Annotated in this window: 17 protein-coding genes and 1 tRNA gene; 7 read left to right on the plus strand and 11 right to left on the minus strand. The window is 63.1% G+C overall.

What is annotated here, in order from left to right:
• The first annotated feature begins 56 nt into the window (after nucleotides 1-56).
• Nucleotides 57-317 carry a hypothetical protein gene (locus tag ABH924_RS19040; RefSeq protein ID WP_404501345.1) on the plus strand — a complete coding sequence of 87 codons (261 nt, stop codon included), beginning with the start codon at nucleotides 57-59 and terminating at the stop codon, nucleotides 315-317.
• 295 nt (nucleotides 318-612) lie between these two features.
• On the opposite strand, the gene ABH924_RS19045 is transcribed toward ABH924_RS19040, so the two are convergent.
• The 5 genes from ABH924_RS19045 to ABH924_RS19065 form a co-directional block, all read right to left on the minus strand.
• Nucleotides 613-689, minus strand: a tRNA-Pro gene (locus ABH924_RS19045).
• A gap of 85 nt (nucleotides 690-774) precedes the next feature.
• On the minus strand, nucleotides 775-2,592 hold the full coding sequence (locus ABH924_RS19050; protein ID WP_404501347.1) for an ABC transporter ATP-binding protein: 1,818 nt from the start codon (nucleotides 2,590-2,592) through the stop codon (nucleotides 775-777).
• Nucleotides 2,589-4,418 (minus strand): ABC transporter ATP-binding protein, encoded by a 1,830-nt coding sequence (locus ABH924_RS19055; RefSeq protein ID WP_404501349.1) that lies wholly within the window; start codon nucleotides 4,416-4,418, stop codon nucleotides 2,589-2,591. The genes ABH924_RS19050 and ABH924_RS19055 overlap by 4 nt, the downstream gene beginning before the upstream one ends.
• A gap of 303 nt (nucleotides 4,419-4,721) precedes the next feature.
• Nucleotides 4,722-5,684 carry a metallophosphoesterase gene (locus ABH924_RS19060; protein ID WP_234748681.1) on the minus strand — a complete coding sequence of 321 codons (963 nt, stop codon included), beginning with the start codon at nucleotides 5,682-5,684 and terminating at the stop codon, nucleotides 4,722-4,724.
• Nucleotides 5,677-7,983, minus strand: coding sequence for a transglycosylase domain-containing protein (locus ABH924_RS19065; protein ID WP_404501352.1), 2,307 nt, complete (start codon nucleotides 7,981-7,983; stop codon nucleotides 5,677-5,679). The genes ABH924_RS19060 and ABH924_RS19065 overlap by 8 nt, the downstream gene beginning before the upstream one ends.
• Here ABH924_RS19065 and ABH924_RS19070 point away from each other — a divergent pair.
• From ABH924_RS19070 to ABH924_RS19080, 3 genes are read left to right on the plus strand one after another with little or no spacing between them, the layout of a single operon-like run.
• Nucleotides 7,982-8,137: a DUF4177 domain-containing protein gene (locus ABH924_RS19070; protein ID WP_009359196.1), complete on the plus strand. Its 156-nt coding sequence runs from the start codon at nucleotides 7,982-7,984 to the stop codon at nucleotides 8,135-8,137. The two genes, ABH924_RS19065 and ABH924_RS19070, sit on opposite strands and share 2 nt — an antisense overlap.
• Nucleotides 8,138-8,139: 2 nt before the next feature.
• Nucleotides 8,140-8,676 carry a RidA family protein gene (locus ABH924_RS19075; protein ID WP_404501354.1) on the plus strand — a complete coding sequence of 179 codons (537 nt, stop codon included), beginning with the start codon at nucleotides 8,140-8,142 and terminating at the stop codon, nucleotides 8,674-8,676.
• A 17-nt stretch (nucleotides 8,677-8,693) separates the two neighbouring features.
• Nucleotides 8,694-9,605 carry an NUDIX hydrolase gene (locus ABH924_RS19080; protein WP_404501356.1) on the plus strand — a complete coding sequence of 304 codons (912 nt, stop codon included), beginning with the start codon at nucleotides 8,694-8,696 and terminating at the stop codon, nucleotides 9,603-9,605.
• A 96-nt stretch (nucleotides 9,606-9,701) separates the two neighbouring features.
• Here ABH924_RS19080 and ABH924_RS19085 read toward each other — a convergent pair whose 3' ends face one another.
• Nucleotides 9,702-10,379: a Crp/Fnr family transcriptional regulator gene (locus tag ABH924_RS19085; RefSeq protein WP_011775987.1), complete on the minus strand. Its 678-nt coding sequence runs from the start codon at nucleotides 10,377-10,379 to the stop codon at nucleotides 9,702-9,704.
• A gap of 247 nt (nucleotides 10,380-10,626) precedes the next feature.
• Here ABH924_RS19085 and ABH924_RS19090 point away from each other — a divergent pair, with 247 nt between their 5' ends.
• Entirely contained in the window at nucleotides 10,627-11,811 is a 1,185-nt protein-coding gene (locus tag ABH924_RS19090) for a MarP family serine protease (protein ID WP_404501359.1), read from the plus strand.
• A 370-nt stretch (nucleotides 11,812-12,181) separates the two neighbouring features.
• Here the strand turns inward: ABH924_RS19090 and aroQ are convergent, their stop codons facing one another.
• The 5 genes from aroQ to ABH924_RS19115 form a co-directional block, all read right to left on the minus strand.
• Complete coding sequence (gene aroQ, locus ABH924_RS19095; protein WP_234748689.1) at nucleotides 12,182-12,646, minus strand: type II 3-dehydroquinate dehydratase; 465 nt, start codon at nucleotides 12,644-12,646, stop codon at nucleotides 12,182-12,184.
• An 80-nt stretch (nucleotides 12,647-12,726) separates the two neighbouring features.
• Complete coding sequence (locus tag ABH924_RS19100; RefSeq protein WP_404501378.1) at nucleotides 12,727-14,931, minus strand: alpha-galactosidase; 2,205 nt, start codon at nucleotides 14,929-14,931, stop codon at nucleotides 12,727-12,729.
• A 114-nt stretch (nucleotides 14,932-15,045) separates the two neighbouring features.
• The gene (locus ABH924_RS19105; RefSeq protein ID WP_404501362.1) at nucleotides 15,046-16,398 is read right to left on the minus strand and encodes an ABC transporter substrate-binding protein; all 1,353 of its coding nucleotides are present in this window, start codon (nucleotides 16,396-16,398) and stop codon (nucleotides 15,046-15,048) included.
• 52 nt (nucleotides 16,399-16,450) lie between these two features.
• Nucleotides 16,451-17,410: a carbohydrate ABC transporter permease gene (locus tag ABH924_RS19110; RefSeq protein WP_234748692.1), complete on the minus strand. Its 960-nt coding sequence runs from the start codon at nucleotides 17,408-17,410 to the stop codon at nucleotides 16,451-16,453.
• 12 nt (nucleotides 17,411-17,422) lie between these two features.
• The gene (locus tag ABH924_RS19115) at nucleotides 17,423-18,364 is read right to left on the minus strand and encodes a carbohydrate ABC transporter permease (RefSeq protein WP_404501364.1); all 942 of its coding nucleotides are present in this window, start codon (nucleotides 18,362-18,364) and stop codon (nucleotides 17,423-17,425) included.
• 227 nt (nucleotides 18,365-18,591) lie between these two features.
• Here ABH924_RS19115 and ABH924_RS19120 point away from each other — a divergent pair, with 227 nt between their 5' ends.
• On the plus strand, nucleotides 18,592-19,794 hold the full coding sequence (locus ABH924_RS19120) for a Gfo/Idh/MocA family protein (RefSeq protein WP_404501366.1): 1,203 nt from the start codon (nucleotides 18,592-18,594) through the stop codon (nucleotides 19,792-19,794).
• 13 nt (nucleotides 19,795-19,807) lie between these two features.
• Nucleotides 19,808-20,827, plus strand: coding sequence for a LacI family DNA-binding transcriptional regulator (locus ABH924_RS19125; protein ID WP_404501368.1), 1,020 nt, complete (start codon nucleotides 19,808-19,810; stop codon nucleotides 20,825-20,827).
• The last annotated feature ends 83 nt before the right edge of the window (nucleotides 20,828-20,910 follow it).

Consider the following 20,910-nt stretch of genomic DNA (forward strand, 5'->3'; position numbering starts at 1 on the left):
GTCAACAGGGACCGCGAAATTTCCGTAACGAATCCGACTCGCATTGAGGAAAAATTATGTTGAAGAAGATTGCTGCAGCAGTGGCCTTGGCCGGCGCTCTTGCATTCTCCGCCGCGGCGCCAGCCGTGGTTTCGGCAGCCCCTGTGGCAGACACCGTCAGCACGGTGCTCAGCATTGGTAACTGGCCTGACCCGATGAGGGTCTCGCAGGCTATCGGCAACTGGCCTGATCCCATGGTGGTGAGGCCGATGATTGGTAACTGGCCTGATCCCATGACGGTCTCGCAGGCTATCGGTAACTGGCCCGATCCCGTGTAAGTGAGGCTCGACGGCGGCTCCCGGAGATCCCGGCAGCCGCTGGATAATTCAAATGAAGTGAAGAAGTCCCCGGTTGTCTGAAATCGACACACCGGGGATTTCTTTGCGCGACGATCCGCGTGGTCCGTGATATACCCCCAAGTCATTGTGCCGGGGTTGTTAACAACACTTGTCTCTAAACACTGGGCGGGTGAGGAAAACCGGTCATGGGAATGTTTTTCCGGTTTTCCCGGCCCCTCGAAAAGCTCGTTAAATAAAGTAGAAGACCTTCCGAGTGGAAGGTCTTCTACCAATTTGGTCGGGATGACAGGATTTGAACCTGCGACCTCTTCGTCCCGAACGAAGCGCGCTACCAAGCTGCGCTACATCCCGATCCGCTGCGAAAGCAACTGTTCAAGAATAGCCGATCCCTCCCCGGATGCGAAATCGAAGGAAGCCCCGCTAGGGAACAACTGCCTCAGACCAGCGAGTCCTTCCAAGCGCCGTGTAAGCGGGCGAAGCGTCCTCCTCCGCCGATGAGTTCGGCCGGCGTGCCGTCTTCCACGATGCGTCCCTCGTGCACCACCAGCACCCGGTCTGCGGTCTCCACGGTAGAGAGCCGGTGGGCGATGATGATCGCGGTGCGCTCGGAGTCCGTTCCGGACAGCAGGCTGCCGAGGCCGGCCTGCACCAGCCGTTCGGAGGGGATATCGAGCGAAGATGTCGCCTCATCCAGGATGAGTACTGCCGGGGCCGCAATGAATGCCCGGGCAAAGCCGATCAACTGCCGTTGCCCGGCGGAGACCCGGCCACCGCGCTTGTTAACGTCGGTGTCGTAGCCGTCAGGCAAGGCGGAGATGAAGTCATGTGCCCCTACTGCCCGGGCAGCTTCTTCAATGTCCGCACGTGTAGCCTCAGGCCGCCCCAAGGCGATGTTGTCCGCCACGGAACCGCTGAAGAGGAACGCTTCCTGGGTGACCATCACGACGGCGCGGCGCAGGTCCGCCGTCGAGAGCTCCCGGAGGTCGACGCCGTCGAGGGTCAAGGATCCTTCGGTGACGTCGTAGAAGCGGGCGATGAGCTTGGCGAAGGTCGATTTGCCGGCACCGGTCTGTCCGACGAGCGCTATGGTCTGTCCGGCGGGGATGTGAAGGTCCAGCTTGGGGACCACCACCTTGCCGTTGCCGTAACCGAACTCCACGCCACGGAAGTCGATTTCGCCGCGGGCATGGGGCAGGGGCACGGGGTTCTTGGGAGGCCGGACGGTGGGGACTTCTTCGAGCAGTCCGGACACCTTCTCCAGCGCGGCCTGGGCGCTCTGGAAGGAGTTGTAGAACATGGCCATCTGGTCCACGGGCTGGAAGAAGCGTTTCGTTGAAAGGATCAATGCCAGGAGCACGCCCACCGCCAGGTCTCCGGAGAGCACCCGGAAGCCTCCGAACAGCAGGACCACTGCCACGCACACGTTACCGATGAGGACCAAGCCCGGTTGGAAGACGCCGTTGAGGTTGATGGAGCGGACCGTGACTTTGCGGTAGTCCTCGGAGAGTTCGGCATAGCGCTGGGCGTTCTCCGGCTCCTTGCGGAAGGCCTTGATGGCCCGGATGCCGGTCATGGTCTCCACGAAGTGCACAATCAGCCTCGCGGACACCACCCGTGATTCGCGGAAGGCGATCTGCGAGTGCTTCTGGTACCAGCGGGCCAGGAAGTACGCGGGCACGCCCGTGGCGAGCATGAGGAGCCCGCTGCGCCAGTCGAGGGCAAACACGGTAAATGCCGTGAAAAGCATGAACAGGATCCCGGAAGCCAGCGAGCTGACGCCCGAATCGAGGAGTTCACGCAGCGCCTCAAGATCCGAAGTCTGGCGCGCGATGATCCGGCCCGAGGTGTACTTCTCGTGGAACTCCAAGCTGAGCCTTTGGGTGTGCCGGAAGACCCGCAGCCGCAAGTCAAGGAGCATGGATTGGCTCAGCTTCGCCGTGGAAGTGACGTAGAGTGCCGTCAAAATCGCCGTTGCGACGGCCGCGGTCAGGTACAGGACGCCGGCCTGAACCACCGGCATGTTGTTCCCGGCAAGCAGCGAGGGCAGTGCGTGGTCGATACCAAAAGCGATGATCGCGGGCCCGGCCACGCGGGTGGCCTGCGAGAGCACCACCATGCCCAGCGTCAGCCAAAACCGCAACCGCACCGGGCGGATGAGCGATCCCAGCAAGGCGACCGACCGCCGTCGTACTGCTTTGCTGTCGCTGCGGCTCAGGTGGGCGTTGTCTTCATTGGCGGTTCCGAACGTGCTCATCGGCGACTCTCCCCGGCTTGGTCCATGTGCTGTTCCGAATCCAGTTCGTGTTCTAGCTCGTCGAGTTCGAGGTCGAGGTCCTTCGGACCGGAGTCGAGGCTTGCGATCACGTAGCGGTAGTGCGCGTTGTTGGCCAACAGTTCCGTGTGGGTCCCGACGGCGGTGATGGTTCCGTTTTCGAGCAGCGCCACCCGGTCGGCCAGGGCCACGGTCGAAGGCCTGTGCGCGACGATGAGCGTGGTGGTGTCCCGGAGGACTTCGCGGAGCCCGGCTTCGACGAGTTCCTCCGTATTCACATCCAGGGCCGACAGCGGATCATCCAGCACGAGGACCTTGGGCTTGGCTGCGATGGCCCGGGCGAGGGCGATCCGCTGCCGCTGCCCGCCGGAAAGACTCAGGCCTTCTTCGCCGATGAGGGTCTCGACGCCGTCGGGCAACGAATACGCGAAGTGCGCCTGCGCGACGTCGAGCGCTTCTTCGAGGGCTTCCTCGGACGTGTCGGGCGCGCCGAGCAGCACGTTGTCCCGGACCGAGCTGGAAAACAGGGTGGTGTCCTCGAAGGCGACCGCTACGACGGTCCTCAGCTGCTCGACGCTGAAGTCGCGGACATCCACGCCGTCGATGGTCACGGATCCTTCGGTCACGTCATAGAGCCGGGGGACCAGCTGGAGCAAGGCGCTCTTTCCGCTGCCGGTAATGCCCACGAGTGCCATGGTTTCGCCGGGCCTGATGTCCAAGGTGATGTCGTGCAGGAGCCGGGCGCCGTCGTCGAAACCGAAAGCAGCACCTTTGAAGCTCAAGGCCCCGCGCAGTTCCTTGGGTGTTTGGGGGTTCGCGGGACTGGTGATGGTGTTGGGTGTGTCCATGACCTCGAAGTGGCGGTCGAGGGCGGTCTTGGCGGTCAATGCCATGGCCAGGAGGGTCCCCGAGAATTCCACCGGTGCCGCCACAACCGCTGCGGTGCCGAAGAACGCAACGAGGGAACCGATGCTGAGTTGGCCCGTGGAGACGAGCAGGACGCCGGCCACGAGCCCGACGCCGAGCGCCAGCTCGGGCAGCAGCGTTACCACCAGTGTGAAGGTGGCTTGGTGCTTGGCCTTGGCGATCTCGGTCTGCCTCAGCTCCTCGGCCTGCTCGTTGAAGTTCTCCAGCGCTTCGCGGCTGCGACCGAAAGCCTTGAGCACGCGGATGCCGTGAACGGACTCCTCCACTGTGGTGGCGAGGTCGCCGGCCTGGTCCTGGCTGAGCCGGGTCACCAGGCTGAAGCGGCGGCGGAAGCGGAAGGAATAGACCATGATGGGCACCGCGGCGGCCAGGAAGATCAAAGCGAGCTGCCAGCTCATAGCGAACATCACCACGACGCCGATCACCACTGTCAAGGTGGTCACCACCAGCATGATCGCGCCGAACGCCATCCAACGCCGCAGGAAGTTCAAGTCCGTCATCGCGCGGGACAGGAGCTGCCCTGAACCCCAACGGTCGTGGAAGGAAACAGTGAGGTCCTGGAGATGCCCGTAGAGGGACACCCGCATCCTTGATTCCACTGTGGTTGCGGGATTGATGACGAACTGGCGCCGCAGCGCCACAAGCCCGGCTTCTGCGATGCCGAGTCCCAGAACCACGACGGCGGCAATCCAGACGGCGTTGCTGGGGCCGCCAGGGTGGAGGGAGCCGTTGATCAAAATCCGCAGCACCTGCGGGACGGCAAGCGCCATGATGCTGGCCAGCAAAGCGCTGAGCAGCCCCATGAAAAGCCGCGGGAGGATCGGTTTAACGTGCGGATAGAGACGTTTGACGGAGGTAAAGAATGAAGTCTGTTTGGCCATGCCCGCTTCTCAACAGCTTTGTCCCGGCGTTCCGCGCCTGCCCGGCGCGATGCACGGAGGTAGTTTCCTGTAGCAACTACCCTATGCCATCGCGTAACAGGATTCACAGCACCATTGCGTTGCGTGATACGAGGTATTCGGAACTGCCCCTTCCCCCGGGACATGCCCAGCCTTGGTAGCCATGGATGGACATATTGCTGTTATGTCCATCCATGGTACGTAGGGATGCGCATGCTCAGTGGGGCTGGGTGGCTATGTCCATCCTTGGTGTTGCAGGATGGACATGCTCAGTGGTGGCGCTGGCTATTGGCGGGCCGTCAGCGTCAGCAGCACCGCTTCCGGCTTGCACGCGATCCGGACCGGAGCGAAGCGTGAGGTACCGATGCCGCCCGAGACGTTGACCGGCGTCGTGCGTCCGTTGTTTTCCCAGTCATGCAGGCCCTTGGCGCGCCATGTGGGGAGATCGCAATTGGCAACCAGGGCGCCGTAGCCGGGGATGCAGATCTGGCCGCCGTGGGTGTGTCCGGCGAGGATGAGGTCTGCGGAGTCGTTCGTGAAATGGTCCAGGACCCGTTGGTAGGGGGCGTGGATGACGGCGACGCGCAGGTGCGGGCGGGAGTCCTGTCCGGCGGTGCCGCGTGGCCAGCCAGCGTATCGCTCCCGATTCAGATGGGGGTCGTCTACTCCGGAGAAATCGAAGCGGATTCCGTTGATGGGCAGGGACTGGTGCCTGTTGGTGAGGTCGATCCAGCCGGACATCCCGAAACCGGAACGCAGCCGCGGCCAATCAAGCTCGACCTGTTTGTTCTTGACGCGCGACGGGCCGCGCAAATACGCTGCTGGGTTCTTGAACCGCGGGGCGTAGTAGTCGTTGGAGCCCGGGACGAAGACGCCCGGGAACTTCAACAGTGGCCGCAATGCGTCCAGCAGCGGAACGACGGCGTGGGGGTGGCTGAGATTGTCACCCGTGTTCACCACGAGGTCTGGTTCAAGCGTCGCGAGCGAACGCAGCCATTCGGCCTTCTTGCGTTGGCTTGGTACGAAATGGATGTCGCTTATGTGCAGCACCCGGAGGGGAGCCGAGCCTTCGGGGAGGATTGGAACGGTCTCTTCCCGGAGCACGAACTGGTTCTTTTCCCAGAGGCCATAAGCAAAGCCCGCAACGCCGGCGGTTGCGCCCGCCGCTGTGGCGACGGCAAAGCCGCGTCCGATGCTTCGGACGCGGCTTGCCAGCGATTCAATGACGGGCTTGGAGCCGTTAGCCATTCTTGTTTCCGTTGCCATTGCCGTTCCCGTTGCTGCTCGGCTGGGTGCTCGGAGAAGTGTTGCCCGGAGTCGTGGTGCTCGGCGTCGAAGGCTTGTACCCCGGAGGATCGAGCAGGTTCGACGGCGGGGCCGGGAACGGGTTGGTTCCATAAGTGGGAGCAACCTGGAGCATGTAGTTGGAGAACTGCGGACCAGCGATCATGTAACCGTCAATGCCCTGGTAGAACTTGCCATTGATGGTGACATTCTGACCCGCTCGGCTCTGGCTGCCCAACGGATCGCCGAACCACGTGGCCGTTGCAAGGCCGGAAGTGTATCCGGCAACCCAGGTGGAACCATTGGAGTCGTTGGTTCCGGTCTTGCCCGCGATGGGGAAGTTTGTCTTGGTGGAGATTCGAGGCTGGATCAGCGAGCCGGAACCGACGTTCAGAACCTGTTGCATCGCGTAAGCAACGCCGTGAGCGACCTCAGGGGTGACTGCGCTCCTGCAGCTCGTGGACTGGGCTGGCAGCTTGGCGCCCGTCTGGTCGGTGACCGAGGTGATGGCGATCGGCTCGCAGTACGTGCCATTGTTGGCAAAGGTGGCGAAGGCGCTGGCCATGGTCAGTGGCGCGGTCTGGGTGGAACCAATCAGGTTGCCCAAGGTTGTCATGGGAACCTTCGGGTTGGGATTGCTGGCGTCCGGGAGGCCGCCGTGGATGCCAACGGCATCGACGATCTTCTGGATGCCACACAGGTCAACCCTTGCAGCCGTGGCAAATGTCATGGTGTTGATGGAGTTGGCCAAACCATCCACCACTGTCATGGGTTTGTAATATCCACCCTCGGCGTTCTGGAGGTCATGAGTGCCATTGGTGCTGTCATACCAGCCGACCGTTGGAGTCGGGCAAGTATTCTTCCACGGGAAATTCTGGGGATACCGCCGGACGGTACCATCCAGCACAGTATTCATCGACTTGCCCTCGTTCAACCATTCGGCAAAAGTGAAGGGCTTCATGGTGGAACCGGGCTGGAATCCGCCCAGTCCGTTGAGGTCATTGCCGTTGGAATCCAGCTTGTCTACGTTGAAGTTCTGCTCGGCCTGGAACTTCCCGTCGGCTGGCAACCAGACAGTATTTTGGGCCATCGAGATGATCTTGCCGGTGCCCGGCTGGACTGACACCAAGGAAGCGCCCCATTTGTCCGGATTGGCGCCGGCGGAAGTGTCAACCTGGGTTTGGGCCACGGCCTGCGCCTTGGGGTCCAGTGTGGTTTGGATGGTCAGGCCACCCCGTGAGACGCGGTTGACGCGCTCGTCCTGCGTCGCGCCGTAGGCCGGGTTGTTATAGAGCAGGTGCAGTACGTAGTCGCAGAAATATGCAGCAGTGGCGGAGTAGGGGCAGCCTTGGCGAGGCTGCGTGACCTTGGTGGTCACCGGCGTCGCGATGGCGGCGTCGTAGTCAGCCTTCTTGATCTTTCCCTGATCCAACATGAGGCCGAGCACAAGGTCGCGACGCTGTTTCGCGTGGTCCGGGTTCGTCACCGGATCGTAGTAGGACGGGCTGTTGACGACGCCGGCCAGCAAGGCGGCCTGCGGCAACGTGAGGTCCTTCGCGCTGGTGCTGAAGAAGAGCTTCGAGGCGGCCTCGATGCCGTAGGCATCCTTGTTGAAGAAGACGATGTTGAGGTAACCCTCAAGGATCTGCTGCTTGGAGAACTTCTTCTCCAGCGCGATGGCCAGCTTCATTTCCCGGAGCTTGTCGCCGACGCCTTTGTTGACGCCGTTGAGCTTGACGTCGGAAGCCTTGTTCTGGGAAACGAGGGACTCGTTGATGACGTTGTTCACGTACTGCTGGGTGATGGTGGAGGCACCCTGCTGTTTTCCGCGCGCTGTGCTGACGATGGCGCGCATGATGCCGGTGGCGTCGATGCCGCCGTGCTCATAGAAGCGGCTGTCTTCAACCGAGACGATCGCGTCCTTGATAAAGGGACTCATCTGGTCGAGCGAGACACGCGTGCGGTTCTCAGAGTAGATGGAGGCGATCTGGCTGCCATCCGCGGCCAGGATGGTGGTCGCCTGGCTGGGCGGGTTCACCTGAAGCTCCGCGGGCAGCGTGTCAAAGAACTGAATGGATCCACTCGCCGCACTGCCTGAAACGGCGGCCGCGGGGACGAGCAAGCCCGCCACCAGGACACCACAAATAGCGCTCACACCGAGGAATCCGAGGATCTTTCCAAGAGTGGTGGCAGTGTCGAATAGAGGGTTCCTACGAGTCACCATGTTCACCACTTTACCGGCAAGGGCTAGTCTTTCTTTCATGACCAAATGGGAGTACGCGACGATTCCGCTCATTATTCACGCTACAAAGCAGATTCTGGACCAGTGGGGAGAGGACGGCTGGGAGCTCGTCCAGGTTGTTCCCGGACCCGATGGAAACGGACTTGTTGCATACTTGAAGAGGGAGAAGCAGTAACAATGACAACCCCCGCAGAAGCCAGCGTTGGCGCGGATTCCACAGCTCCGGCATCCGCCGTCGAGCAGCGCCTTGCCGAACTGGGACTGAGCCTGCCGGCTGTTGCAGCTCCGGTGGCCGCTTATGTTCCGGCCATCGTCTCCGGCAACCACGTCTACACCTCCGGACAGCTGCCCTTCATTAACGGCAAACTCGAAGCTACGGGCAAAGTCTCCAGCGGTGAAGAGGGCCTTTCGGAAGAGCCCACGGTGTCTCCGGAAGACGCGCAGATGTATGCGGCCGTCTGTGCGGTCAATGCCTTGGCTGCCGTCAAGAGCGTCATCGGAGACCTCGACCGGATCACGCGCATCGTGAAGGTCGTCGGCTTCGTGGCCTCCGATACCTCCTTCACCGGCCAGCCCGGTGTAATCAATGGTGCATCCGAGCTCCTCGGGCGTGTCTTCGGCGACAAAGGGCAGCACGCGCGTTCCGCCGTCGGCGTTGCAGTCCTTCCGCTCGACTCTCCCGTCGAGGTCGAGTTGATCGCTGAATTCAGCTAAGGAACCGGTTTACTCAATTGCCACAACTAGCCCGACGCCTGTTTGCGTTACCCCCTGAACTAGAAGGGGCTGCACGGAATTGGCTTGAGCTCGGCGAACGGGCCCCCCGCGCCGCGCGTTTTGCATCATCGGTTGTCCTGCTCCGCGATTCGCCTACCGGCCTGGAAACGTGGATGGGTTACCGTCCCGGTTCCTCGCCGCTGGGCGTTGTCGCGTTTCCCGGCGGATCGCTGGAACCCAGCGACGAAGACGCCCTCGGCTGGCTTGGCCCCTCGCCTCAGCATTGGGCCGAGACGCTAGGGACCGCCGACGTCGGACTTGCGCGCCGCCACGTGGTGGGCGCCATCCGCGAACTGTTCGAGGAAACCGGCGTGCTGCTGGCCGGCCCCGACCTGTCCTCCACAGTGGAGGCGACCTCCACCCCCGAGTGGATGAAGGCCCGAGAGGCCGTAGCAGCCCAGGACAAGTCGTTCACGGATGTCCTGGCCAAGCGTGGCTTGGCCCTGCGGACGGACCTGCTCAAGCCGCTCGTCAACTGGCTCAGCCCGGACTTCGCGCACCGTCGCTTCAACACCCGCTACTTCGCGGCAACCCTTCCGGTTAACCAACAGCCCTCGCTGTTGGCAAGCAAGGGTGTTTGGGGGCGCTGGGTGTGCGTTTCCAAACTCATGGCTGAGCGCGAGACTACTGCGCTTGGGGACGAAATCGGCCAGGAAAACACGGTTGGCTTGCCACTGGGCCAATTGCTGGTGCCGGGCTCGGAGATCATCCTCGAGAAGATGGCCGCTGCCCAGGGCTGCATTGCGTACCTCAGCTACAAGCGGAAGCCGCACATGTACCAGCCGCGGCTCATCGAAGAGGGCGGCGCACTCATGCTTGAAGTCGAAGCGGCCCGGACGGTTTCAGGGGAGCCGCAGCGGGAGCGCTGAGCTACGACGCTGGCGACACGCGACGCTGGCGACACGAAAAATGCCTGGTGACACCAGAATTCCGGTGTCACCAGGCATTTTCTGCGTCGCCAGAAATTACCGGGAGCGCTGGCGGAGGCGCTGCATGTCCAGGATGACCACTGCGCGGGCTTCCAGGCGGAGCCAGCCGCGCTGGACGAACTCGGCGAGGGCCTTGTTGACCGTCTCGCGGGAGGCTCCGACCAGCTGGGCCAGTTCTTCCTGCGTGAGTTCGTGGGCCACCAGTACGCCGTCGGTCGCGGGTCGGCCGAAGCGGTCCGCTAGGTCCAGCAGGGCCTTGGCGACACGGCCCGGGACGTCCGAGAACACGAGGTCGGACAAGGAATCGTTGGTGCGGCGCAGGCGGCGCGCGAGTGCCTGAAGCAATTGTGCGGACACCTCGGGGCGGGTGCGCAGCAGGGCGTTGAGGCTTTCGTTCTTCAGGCCTGCCAAGCGGGTCTCGGAAACGGCCGTGGCCGTTGCGGTGCGCGGGCTGGGGTCGAACAGTGCCATTTCGCCGAAGAGCTCGCCCGGGCCGAGGATGGCCAGGAGGGATTCACGGCCATCCGGGGAGGTGCGGCCGAGCTTAACCTTGCCGGACACGATGAAGTAGAGCTGGTCACCCTGATCTCCCTCGCGGAAAACGGAGGCTCCGCGTGAAAGGTCCACCTCTGTGAGTTCGTCCGTCAGCAGACGGAAAGCGTCGTCGTCAAGGGTGGCGAAGAGGGGTGCGCGGCGCAATACCTCGATATCCATGAAATCTCCTGAGTAAAAGTTCGGCTGGGGCGCTTCAGCCATTGTTTCAGAATTTTGTCGCGTCTGTGACGTACTTGGCAGCTGAAACGCCCTAAATCACGCGGAAGAGCCACAAATCCGCGCCCCAACCGGCCGGGAATGCCCTGCTGGGCGGCGGCTGTGCGATCTGGGCGACAGCTTGCTTCCGAAGGGAAGCTGTCAGTCTGTGCAACTACAATTGGGGCTTACTCGGCTGTGAGGAGCTTTGGTGTTCGGCTTGACCATATTGGACCTGGCGTTGATTTTGACGCTTCTTTCCTACCTGATCTACGGACTGCGCAACGGCTTCTTCGTGACGCTCGGAGGAATCGCAGGCTTCGCCGTAGGAGCGGTGGCTGCCTTTATCGCGGTACCGCTCGTCGGCGACTGGGTGAAGGACAGTGGCTGGAGGCTGACTGCGATTATCGGCTCGGCCGTGGTGCTCATTGTCCTGGGGCACGGGCTCGGTACCTGGATCGGCCAGAGGGTCCGCAAAGCCGTGCGCATCCAGCCATTGCACGCACTTGACCGCGTGCTGGGTGGTTTCGTCAGCTTGGTTGTTGCCGCACTGGTCATGTCCATGTTGGCGTTCAGCATCGGCTCCTTGGGTGTGCCGTTCGTTTCGCAGCAGCTGGCCGATTCCAAGGTGATCCGTTTCATCGACACCATGACGCCCACACCCGTCAAGGCCAGCGTGGCGCAACTGCGTTCCACGGTCATGGGCAACGGCATTCCGCAGCTCATCGAGGGCATTGGCCCCGTGGCTCCTGTGCCCGTTCCGAACACCAGCACGGACACTCCTGCACTCAACAATGCGGCCCATTCCGTGCTGAAGATTGCCGGCACCGCCTACCAGTGCGGCCAAAACCAGACGGGCTCCGGCTTCGTTGTCTCCCCCGGCCGCGTGGTGACCAACGCGCACGTCGTGGCTGGCGTGTCGCAGCCGGTAGTGGAAATCCCCGACGGCGGTGCGTTGCCTGGCCGCGTGGTCTACTTCGACAGCCAACGCGACTTGGCCGTGGTCGCCGTCGATGGTCTCCCGACGGCGGCGCTCCAGTTGAGCGCCGATCTTCCGGCTGGTTCACCCGCGGCCTTCGCCGGCTACCCTCACGGTGGTCCGTTCCAGTCCAAGCCGGCCGCGGTGGAGGGCATCTCGACCCTGCTGGTGCCGGACATTTACGGCAACAACCCGTCCCCGGAACAGGTCTACAAGCTGGCCGGAGACGTGCAGCCGGGCAATTCGGGCGGTCCGCTTCTGACGACCGAAGGACAGGTTGCCGGCGTGGTCTTCGCCAAGACCACTTCGGATGTGGCAGTGGGCTACGCGCTGACTATGGACGAGCTCTCGCCAGTGGCCCAGCAAGCACCATCCCTGAGCGAGGCAGTGTCGTCAGGCCAGTGCACCAAGAAGTAGCCCTGCCCACCAAGGGACATGCTCTGCGCTTGATCTGAGCACTGGACATATTGCGAATGTGTCCAGTGCTGGCCGCTAAGAATGGGCATGTCCCCAGGGGTGGGGCGCACATGTCCAGCGCTGGCCACGAAGAATGAGCATGTCCCCATTGCCAGGACTTGAAAAATGGTGCTGCCCACCTAGGGACATGCTCTGCGCTTGATCTGAGCATTGGACATATTGCGAATGTGTCCAGTGCTGGCCGCTAAGAATGGGCATGTCCCCAGGGGTGGGGCGCACATGTCCAACGCTGGTCACTAAGAATGAGCATGTCCCCATTGCTGTGCGGGCATATCCGTGCCGCCCAGGGAATCCCGCTCAGTCTGAGGATCTAGACCGCGGTGGCGAGGTAGTCGATGGCCAGCTTGTAGCCCTGGACTCCTGCGCCGACGATCACCGCGGAGCACACCGGGGACAGGTAGGAGTGGTGCCGGAATTCCTCGCGCTGGTGCACATTGGTGATGTGGACTTCGACGGCGGGAAGCTGCACTGCTGCAAGGGCGTCCCGCAGCGCTACGGAAGTGTGCGTGTACGCACCCGCGTTGATGACGATCCCGACGGCGGTTCCGCGTGCGCCGTGGATGGCGTCCAAGAGGTCGCCCTCATGGTTGGACTGGACGCAGTCCACTGTGAAGCCGTGGGCCCCGGCGGCTGCCATGGCGAGCTGTTCGACGTCGGCCAAGGTGGAGGTGCCGTACTTTTCCGGCTCGCGCGTGCCCAGCAAGTTCAGGTTGGGGCCGTTGAGGACGAGGATGGTGCCGCGACCGGCTTCGGTGGCGGTGGGAGCTTCAGTCATACCCCCAATCTATCGGTGTGCGGAGGCGGTCCGGCGTTTCTTACGCTGCCGTGGGCTGCGTAAGAAACGCCGAACGGCAGCTACACCGCAGTGCAGCGGAGCAGCAACCCGTGCTCAGGGTTCAGGACCGGCATGGGAAGCCCCACCTCTGCAAGGAAGCGGCCGCTCGCCTGAGCCCCGGATGGCAGCCATGCCGGCGGTTGCACCTGGGTGAAGGTGCGGGCGTAGTCGGCGTCGCCGGGGGCCGGGAAAATTGCCTGCACCGTGTAGGAACGCTCGGGGTCGAGGCCCGGTACAGCGACACGCCCGGGTTGTTCGGCGAACGACGTCCGGGTGCTGACGACGGCGAACAGTGCGGACCCGCCGTCGTCGGACACCACGCCGTGCAGCATCAGCGAGTCGTCCGGAACGTCCGCACGGACCATCCGCCCGCTGTGGATAAGCCCGCGGTGCTCCTTGTAGAGGCCGATGAAGCGCTTGAGTTCCTCACGTTCGGCGCCCTGCACCTGGCGGACATCCCATTCCATGCCGAAATGCCCGAACATCGCAGTGATGGCGCGGAAGGAGAGATCGTGCGTGCGGGCCGTGGTGTGCGAGGTGGTGGGGCCGATGTGCCCGCCCACCAGTTCCGGGGGAACCACGACGCCGGTCCAGCGTTGGATGGTCTGCCTCTCGAGGGCGTCGTTGCAGTCCGATCCCCAGATGCGGTCGGTCCGCTCAAGGATGCCGAGGTCCACCCGGGCCCCACCGGAAGAGCAGCTTTCGATTTCGACGCCGGGGTGGGCCTTTCGGAGCTCGTCGAAAAGCCGGTAGGCGGCCAGGGTCTGCGCATGCACTGATGCTCGGCCTGCATGGCCATGCTCGCTGAGGTCCCGGTTCTGGTCCCATTTGAGGTAGTTGATGTTGTTTTCCGCCAGCAGGGCGTCGATCCGCTCGAAGACGTACTGCCAGGCCGCGGGGTCGACGAGGTCGATGATGTGCTGGTGGCGCCATTCCAGGGGGAGGCGGCCGCCGTCCTTGTGGGAGAGGGCCGCGGGGCCCACGATCCAGTCGGGGTGCGCCCGGGCAACATCGGAATCCAGGTTGATCATTTCCGGTTCCACCCAGAGCCCGAACTCCATGCCGTGGGAATTCACAGCCTCGATGAGCGGTGTCAGGCCATCAGGCCAAAGGGTTTCGTCGACGTACCAATCGCCCAGGCCGGCATGGTCGTCGCGGCGCCCGCGGAACCAGCCGTCGTCGAGCACGAAACGCTCAACCCCCAGCTCGGCAGCGGACTCCGCGAGCTCGATCAGGGTGTCCAGTTTGTGGTCGAAGTACACGGCCTCCCAGGTGTTGAGGACCACCGGGCGGGGCTTGCCGGCGGGGAGTCCCGTGGAAGCCGCGGGAAGGACGTGATGCGGGCGGGACCGGAACCAGCTGTAGAAGGCTTCGCTGATGCCGTCCAGGCCCCGGTCCGAGTAGGCGGCAAACAGTGCGGGCGTGGTGTAGCCCTCGCCAGGCTGGAGCACTACTTCGGCCGGGCCCAGGAGCTCAGAGCCGCCGATCATGGTACGGCCATCAGCCACGGTGTCGGCGAATTGTTCGTGGTTGCCGCTCCACGCTAAGTGGGTGGCCCACACCTTCCCATGGCGGTTGCCGAATCCGGCGGTACCTGCGGCGAAAAGCAGCGAGGAATCGTGCCCGGTGCGGCCGTGGCGTCCCGCGCGAACCCACGTCCCTTGTTGGACGGGCCGGCGCTGTGGGTGCCGTTCGCGGCACCAGCGCCCGGTGAGGTCAAGGAGTTCGACGGCGTCCGGCCCCACCGGGAGGACGGTGGCCAGTTCGTCGAGCTGGAAGGGAGACGTGCCGTCGTTGACGGCGGTGTGGCGCAGCTCGAGAAGGCCGCCGGGGTGAAGCGTGAGCTTGGACGTCACGGTGATTCCGGCGTCGGGATCCTTCTGGACAATCACTGCAGAGGCAATCGCTGCAGAGGCGACGGCGGAACTGGCGTCAGCCTGCACTTCCGCCACGCGGAGCCGGAGCGAAAAGTCCAATCCAGGGACGCCGTCGGCGATTCGCTGGCCGCGCAGGCCCGGGCGGCCCTGCCATGCGGAGGAACCTTGAGGGAGGAGCGCCGCCGGGACAGTTGCGTCGACGGCGGAGTGCGGGATGGGTTCGCCCAGGATGGCGAGGTCCGGGAGGGTGCTGCCGAGATCGGCACCCCAGTGGATGACTTCGGCCTCTCCGTTATCGAAACTGACCACCAGGCTTGTGCCGGCGGAACGGAGGTGGAGCGGGTCCATGGGCTGGTTCACTTTCAGAGAGTCGTGTGTCGCAATACGAGGGAGTGGAGAGTCCGGGCGCCGCCGTCAAAGGAGTGAAGCGGCGGCGCCCGGACTGGTTTGGCGGGACTGGTGTTACTTGAAGAGGTTGTTGACCTGGTTGTTGGCATCGGAGAGGGAGCTGGCCGGCTTCTTGCCGCTGAGTACTGCGTCCATTGCGGGCTTCATGATGCCGTCAACTTTGGCAGCCTTGTCCGCGATGGGGAAGAGGAACGTGGTCCCGTCTTTGACCTGCTGGGTGAAGGCGGAGACGTCAACGCCCTTGGCCGCGAAGGCCTTGGCGGCCAAGTCCGAGGACGTGCTGATCGCCGGGAACACGACGGCCTTGTTGGCGACGACGTCCTGGCAAGCTGAGGAGCCGAGGTATTCGACCCACTTGGTGGCTGCTGCCGGGTTCTTGGTGCCGGCCCAGATGGAGTCGGCCAGGCCGTTGAACATGGACGCGCGCTTACCGCTTGGACCGACCGGGGTGGGGGCGATGGCAGTCTGGATGCCCTTGTATCCGGTGTACTGGCCGATCATCCACGAGCCGCTGGTGTTGATTGCGGCCTTGCCTGCACCGAAGTTGTCCGACACGCTGGCGCCGACGGTGGTTTCAAGTTTGGGCATGTAGCCCTTGTCGGCCAGTCCGGCCCACCAGGAGATGGTCTCCTGGAACTTGGGGTCGTCGTAGTTGAACTTGGTGCCCCACGGGTTTTTGTCCGTGGCGGTCCAGCCGGTGGTGGCCGCGAGGAAGCTCCACTGGGTCTGGCCCTGGCCGGAACCGGAGGACTCCAAGCCCAGTCCGTAGACGGCCACGTTGTTCTTGTCGAAGCCGGCTTCGTCTCCGCGCTTGCCGTTCTTGTCTACGGTCAGGTGGGCGATGGTCTTTTCGTAGCTGCCGCCGTCTTTGGGGTTCCAATCCAGCTTGGCCATCTGCTCGGCAGTGATGCCGGCGGAGTCGGTCATGGCCTTGTTGTAGAAGAGGCTGATGGTGTCCCAGTCCTTCGGGAGGCCGTAGCGCTTGCCGTCCTGGCCCACCCAGAGATCGGCCAGGCCCTTGTTGTAGCTGTCCAGTTTGACGCCGTCCTTGGCTACGGCGTCGTCGAGGGCCAGCAGCTGCTTCTTCGAAGCGAATTCCGGGTACTTGGACAGGTGGTCGGTGAAGACGTCAGGAGCGGTACCCGACACGAAACCGTTGGTCAGGGTGGTCCAGTAGTCGTCCCAGCCGCGCTGGGTGATTTTGACCGTGATATTCGGGTTGGCCTTGGTGAAGTCACTCGCGCACTGCTGGTAAGCCGGGAGCTGGTTGGCGTCCCAGAGCCAGTAGTTGATCTCGCCCTTGGCTTCGCTGGAGGCGGGGGCGGAGCCGCCACAAGCGGAGAGTGACAGCGCGGCCGCGACAGCGACGGTGACGGCAGCGGCGACGGTGCCAATGGATTTCTTCATGGTGGACCTTTCAGGGGGTTGCGATAGAACGGAGGCGGTGCTCGGGGATGACTTACTTGATGCCGGAGAAGCCGATGGAGTTGACCACCTTCTTGCCGAAGGCGATGAAGAGGATCAGGACGGGCAGCGCTGCCACCAGGGTGGCGGCCATGAGCCCGCTCCAGTCCGGTGCCCCTTGCGGGGACTGGGACTTGAAGACACCCAGGCCCACGGTGAGGACGCGGACGTTCTCGTCCTGGCCCACCAGGAGCGGCCAGAAGTACTCGTTCCACTGACCGATGAAGGTCAGCAGCGCCAGGGTGGCGAGGGGGGCTGCGGCGTTGGGGATCACAATCTGGAAGAAGATCCGGAGGTGCTTGGCGCCGTCGAGCATGGCTGCCTCTTCGACTTCGCGGGACATGCTCAGGAAGAACTGGCGCAGGAAGAAGATGGCAAAAGGCGTCATGAACATGTAGGGCAATGCAAGACCGGCGAAGCTGTTGAGCAGGCCCAGGTTCTTGATCATCAGGAAGTTGGGCAACGCCGTGAAGATCGGCGGGACCATCATCGTGGCCAAGAAGATCGCGAAGACCTTGTTCCGCCCGGGCCAGCGCAGCCTGGAGAAGGCGTAGGCTGCCATCGCACTGAAGAACACCTGGCCTGCGGTGGTCATGGTGGCAAAGATGATTGAGTTGCGCAGGTACAGCCAGAAGTTGATGGCGGCGCCGGAACCGCCCTCGGCAATGGCTTGCTCGGGGCTTTGGAGCCCCAGGACACGCTGGAAGGCGCCCCAGCTGAAGTCTGCAGGGAGAAGGTTGCCGGCGTTCGAGGCCAGTGAATGGTTGCTGGACAATGCCGTCCGGATCATCCAGAGGAAGGGGGCAACCGTGACGGCGACGGCGATGACGACGAGGGTCCAAGCGCCTGCGCGGCGCCAGTTGAAGGGTTTCGTGCGGGTGCGGCGCGACTGCGGGGAGCCGACGACGGCGGTGGCGGACTCGCGCGAACGGCGGGAATTGGTGGAGGTACTCATGGCAGGGTTTCCTTAGTCCAGGTCCGTCTCGTTGCCCTTGAGGAACTTCATCTGGATGAAGGCCACCAGGGCGAGAATGATGAAGAGAATCACGGACAGGGCTGATGCGTAGCCGAAGTCGGACTCGCCGAAGGCCTTCTGGTAGATGTACATCTGGATCACCCGGGAGGCATTGATCGGTCCGCCGCCGGTAGTCACGGCCACGGTGTCGAAGACTTGGAAGGATCCGATGACGGTGACCACCAGGACCAGGACCAGCACGGGGCGCAGGAGCGGCATGGTGATGCTCCAGAAGGTCCGGGTGGGGGACGCGCCGTCAAGGTTGGCTACTTCGTAGACGTGGTTGGGGATGGACTGGAGCCCGGCGAAGATCAGCAGGGCGGTGTACCCCATGTGCCGCCAGACGTTGACGAAGGCGATGGTGGGAATGGCCCACTGTTCGCTGCCGAAGAAGGCAACGCGGGGAAGGCCCAGCCAGCTGATGACCTCGTTGACGATGCCTAGTTGGTAGTCGAGCATCCAGAACCAGAGCAGCGCAACGATGACGTTGGCCACAAGGAACGGGAGCAGAAGTGCGCCGCGGATGAAGGTTGATTTGGCCACGCGATGCATAAGCAACGCGAGTCCGATGGCGATGACGGTCTGGAATCCGATGTTCAGTGCCACGTACTGGACCGTGACGGCCATGGCGTTCCAAAACAGATCGTCGCTGAAAATTGCCGTGTAGTTCTTGATGCCGATCCAGGTGGGATCACCCAGGATGCTGTACTCGGTGAAGCTGAGGTAGATGCCCCGGATGGTGGGGATCAGGAAGAAAACTACAAAGCCGATCAACGCCGGAAAGATGAAGAGCAACGCGATCTTCAGGTCACCGATACGCCGAATGCCGAACCTGCTTGGTTTGCCCGATTGGGGCGGTGCGGTATGCGCCGCTGGTTTGGTAAGGGTGGTCATCTTCGACCCTTCCTGACTGTGATGTGGGTTACAACTGATGAGAATCTACACGAGTAGATATGAAGGGGTCAAGTAAATCTGTGAAGTTTTGTTCGATTATTTTAGATTTCTTGCGTTTTGTTGACTCGTGTAGATCCCGGTGATTCACTGGCCTGAGTCACTTGTCGAGCCGCTCCCGGCGCGGCGAGGACATTCTGAAGCTACCCACATGAATCGAAGGGCTAACAATGACGTTTTCAATGGGAGTAGTAGGCCTTGGCCAGTTTGGCGGCCAATTTGCCCACCTCTTCAAGCTCCACCCAGGGGTTTCCGCGGTCTACGCAGTGGACGAGCTCCCTGAACGCGCGTCCAAAGCTGTTGAACAGCTCGGGCTCGACGGCACCATGGGCAGTTTCGACGAGTTGCTGGCCTCCGACGTCGACGCCGTCGCCATCTTCACGCAGCGCTGGACACACGGGCCGTTGGTGATCAAGGCGCTGCGCGCCGGGAAGCACGTCTATTCGGCTGTTCCGATGGCAATCTCCGAGGATCAGATCGCCGGAATCATCGACGCCGTGCGTGAAACCAAACTGGTCTATGCCATGGGAGAGACCAGCTTCTACAACCCCGCCACCGTCTATGCCCGCAAGCAGCACGCCGCCGGCAAGTTCGGCCGCATCTTCTACACCGAAGGCGACTACGTCCATGACATGGACCTGGGCTTCTACGAGGCCTACCAGTACAGCGGCGGCGAAAACTGGAAGGCAACCGCCAGCTACCCGCCCATGCTGTACCCCACGCACGCCATCGGTGGCGTGCTGGGTGCCGTGCCTGGACATGCTGTGAGCGTCAGTTGCATCGGAGTCAAGGACGATCGCGGCGACGGCGTCTTCGACAAGGAAGTCAGCATGTTCGACAATGACTTCTCCAACGCCACGGCGCTGTTCGAAATGAACGACGGCGGCGTGATGCGGACCAACGAGATGCGCCGCGTGGGTTACCCCTCGCACATCCGTGAATCGCGCTTCCGCTTCTTCGGCACGGAGGCAAGCTTTGAACAGTTGGCCACCACCACGCTGTGGCAGGACAAAAAGGGGGTCCTGGATGTCTCGGACCAGGTGGAGACCAAGCCGAGCATGTCGGCCGATGACCCCTCGTTGGCGGATGTCGCACCGGAGCTTCGCGGCGCGTTCATCTCCGGCCTCGCTCCGGTGCACGACGCCGGCCGGCTCCCCGTTGAATTCGAGGGAGCTCCAACAGGGCACGAAGGCAGCCACCAGTTCCTGGTGGACGACTTCGTCACGGCCGTGAACAAAGGAAGCCTTCCCCCGGTCAACGCCTGGGTGGCCGCGCGCTTCACACTCCCCGGCGTCGTGGCTCACGAGTCCGCGCTCCGCGGCGGCGAGCGGCTCCCTATCCGCGATTTCGGCGATGCTCCGGAGGCTTTGTAGCTAGCATGATCCAATGACTACTTCGGCAGTGCACACCCCGCGCGGACCGGTGACGCGCAAAGACGTGGCCCGATACGCCGGGGTGAGCACCGCCGTCGTGAGCTATGTGGTTAACGGCGGCCCCAAGAAGGTGGCGCCGGCGACGGAAGCGAAGGTCCAAGACGCCATCCGGATCCTGGGGTACCGCCCGAATGCCGCCGCGCGTGCGCTCAAAATGGGGTCCAACCAGACCATCGGCCTCGTGATTCCGGATTCCAGCAACCCGTTCTGGGCGCTGCTGGGACATGCGGTGGAAGTGGCTGCCGCCGAGCGCGGATATGCCCTGTTGCTGACGAATTCCGACAACAAGCTGGACTCCGAACGCCGCCACATCCGCAACCTCGCCGCCCGTCAGGTAGATGGAGTGGTCCTGGCAAGCGTCATGTTTGAACCCGATCTACTGGAGCTTTTCGGGGCGGAAATACCCTCGGTGCTGCTGAACCATGCCTCGACCGCACCCGGATTCAACAGCGTAGGCGTGGACCTTGAAGCCGGAGCCCGCCTGGCCGTGGAACACTTGATCGGCCACGGACACACCAACATCGGACTCGCCATGGGCATCACGGCGGACAACGTGACGGACGGACGGGAAGAGGGGTGGCGGCGGGCTCTGCAAGCCGCCGGACTGCCTCCTGGACCCCTTGCCCGCGACGGATTCGACCGCCCCGGGGGCTACGCCGCCGGACAACGCCTCCTGGCCGCGGAAAACCGTCCGACGGCGATCTTCGCCAGCTCCGATATGCAGGCAATCGGGCTCCTGCGGGCAATCCGCGAGGCCGGCTTGTCCGTTCCTGACGATATTGCCGTGGCGTCCTTCGACGGTTCGATCGAGGCCGAATACAGCTGGCCGGCGCTCACCACCGTAGAGCAGCCGGTGTGGGAGATGGCAGAGGCCGCGGTGTCCGCGCTGGTGGGCGAGAATCGCAACGAACCCCCGCGGCACAGGGTCTTCCCCACGCAGTTGCGCATCCGGCAATCGTGCGGGTGCCCGTAGCGCGTTCCCAGCCCAACTGACTCGCATTTGTTGTCGTTTTGAGGGCTCATAACGACAACAAGTGCGAGTGAGTTGGGCCTCCC

The organism is Arthrobacter sp. GAS37, from assembly GCF_044908325.1.
GTDB lineage: Bacteria > Actinomycetota > Actinomycetes > Actinomycetales > Micrococcaceae > Arthrobacter > Arthrobacter ramosus.

What these genes read in the sequence shown, in the direction of transcription:
- ABH924_RS19040 (WP_404501345.1), top strand. Translation starts at nt 57, where the DNA reads ATGTTGAAGAAGATTGCTGCAGCAGTGGCCTTGGCCGGCGCTCTTGCA.
- ABH924_RS19050 (WP_404501347.1), bottom strand. Translation starts at nt 2,592, where the DNA reads ATGAGCACGTTCGGAACCGCCAATGAAGACAACGCCCACCTGAGCCGC.
- ABH924_RS19055 (WP_404501349.1), bottom strand. Translation starts at nt 4,418, where the DNA reads ATGGCCAAACAGACTTCATTCTTTACCTCCGTCAAACGTCTCTATCCG.
- ABH924_RS19060 (WP_234748681.1), bottom strand. Translation starts at nt 5,684, where the DNA reads ATGGCTAACGGCTCCAAGCCCGTCATTGAATCGCTGGCAAGCCGCGTC.
- ABH924_RS19070 (WP_009359196.1), top strand. Translation starts at nt 7,982, where the DNA reads ATGACCAAATGGGAGTACGCGACGATTCCGCTCATTATTCACGCTACA.
- ABH924_RS19065 (WP_404501352.1), bottom strand. Translation starts at nt 7,983, where the DNA reads ATGAAAGAAAGACTAGCCCTTGCCGGTAAAGTGGTGAACATGGTGACT.
- ABH924_RS19075 (WP_404501354.1), top strand. Translation starts at nt 8,140, where the DNA reads ATGACAACCCCCGCAGAAGCCAGCGTTGGCGCGGATTCCACAGCTCCG.
- ABH924_RS19085 (WP_011775987.1), bottom strand. Translation starts at nt 10,379, where the DNA reads ATGGATATCGAGGTATTGCGCCGCGCACCCCTCTTCGCCACCCTTGAC.
- aroQ (WP_234748689.1), bottom strand. Translation starts at nt 12,646, where the DNA reads ATGACTGAAGCTCCCACCGCCACCGAAGCCGGTCGCGGCACCATCCTC.
- ABH924_RS19100 (WP_404501378.1), bottom strand. Translation starts at nt 14,931, where the DNA reads ATGGACCCGCTCCACCTCCGTTCCGCCGGCACAAGCCTGGTGGTCAGT.
- ABH924_RS19105 (WP_404501362.1), bottom strand. Translation starts at nt 16,398, where the DNA reads ATGAAGAAATCCATTGGCACCGTCGCCGCTGCCGTCACCGTCGCTGTC.
- ABH924_RS19110 (WP_234748692.1), bottom strand. Translation starts at nt 17,410, where the DNA reads ATGAGTACCTCCACCAATTCCCGCCGTTCGCGCGAGTCCGCCACCGCC.
- ABH924_RS19115 (WP_404501364.1), bottom strand. Translation starts at nt 18,364, where the DNA reads ATGACCACCCTTACCAAACCAGCGGCGCATACCGCACCGCCCCAATCG.
- ABH924_RS19120 (WP_404501366.1), top strand. Translation starts at nt 18,592, where the DNA reads ATGACGTTTTCAATGGGAGTAGTAGGCCTTGGCCAGTTTGGCGGCCAA.
- ABH924_RS19125 (WP_404501368.1), top strand. Translation starts at nt 19,808, where the DNA reads ATGACTACTTCGGCAGTGCACACCCCGCGCGGACCGGTGACGCGCAAA.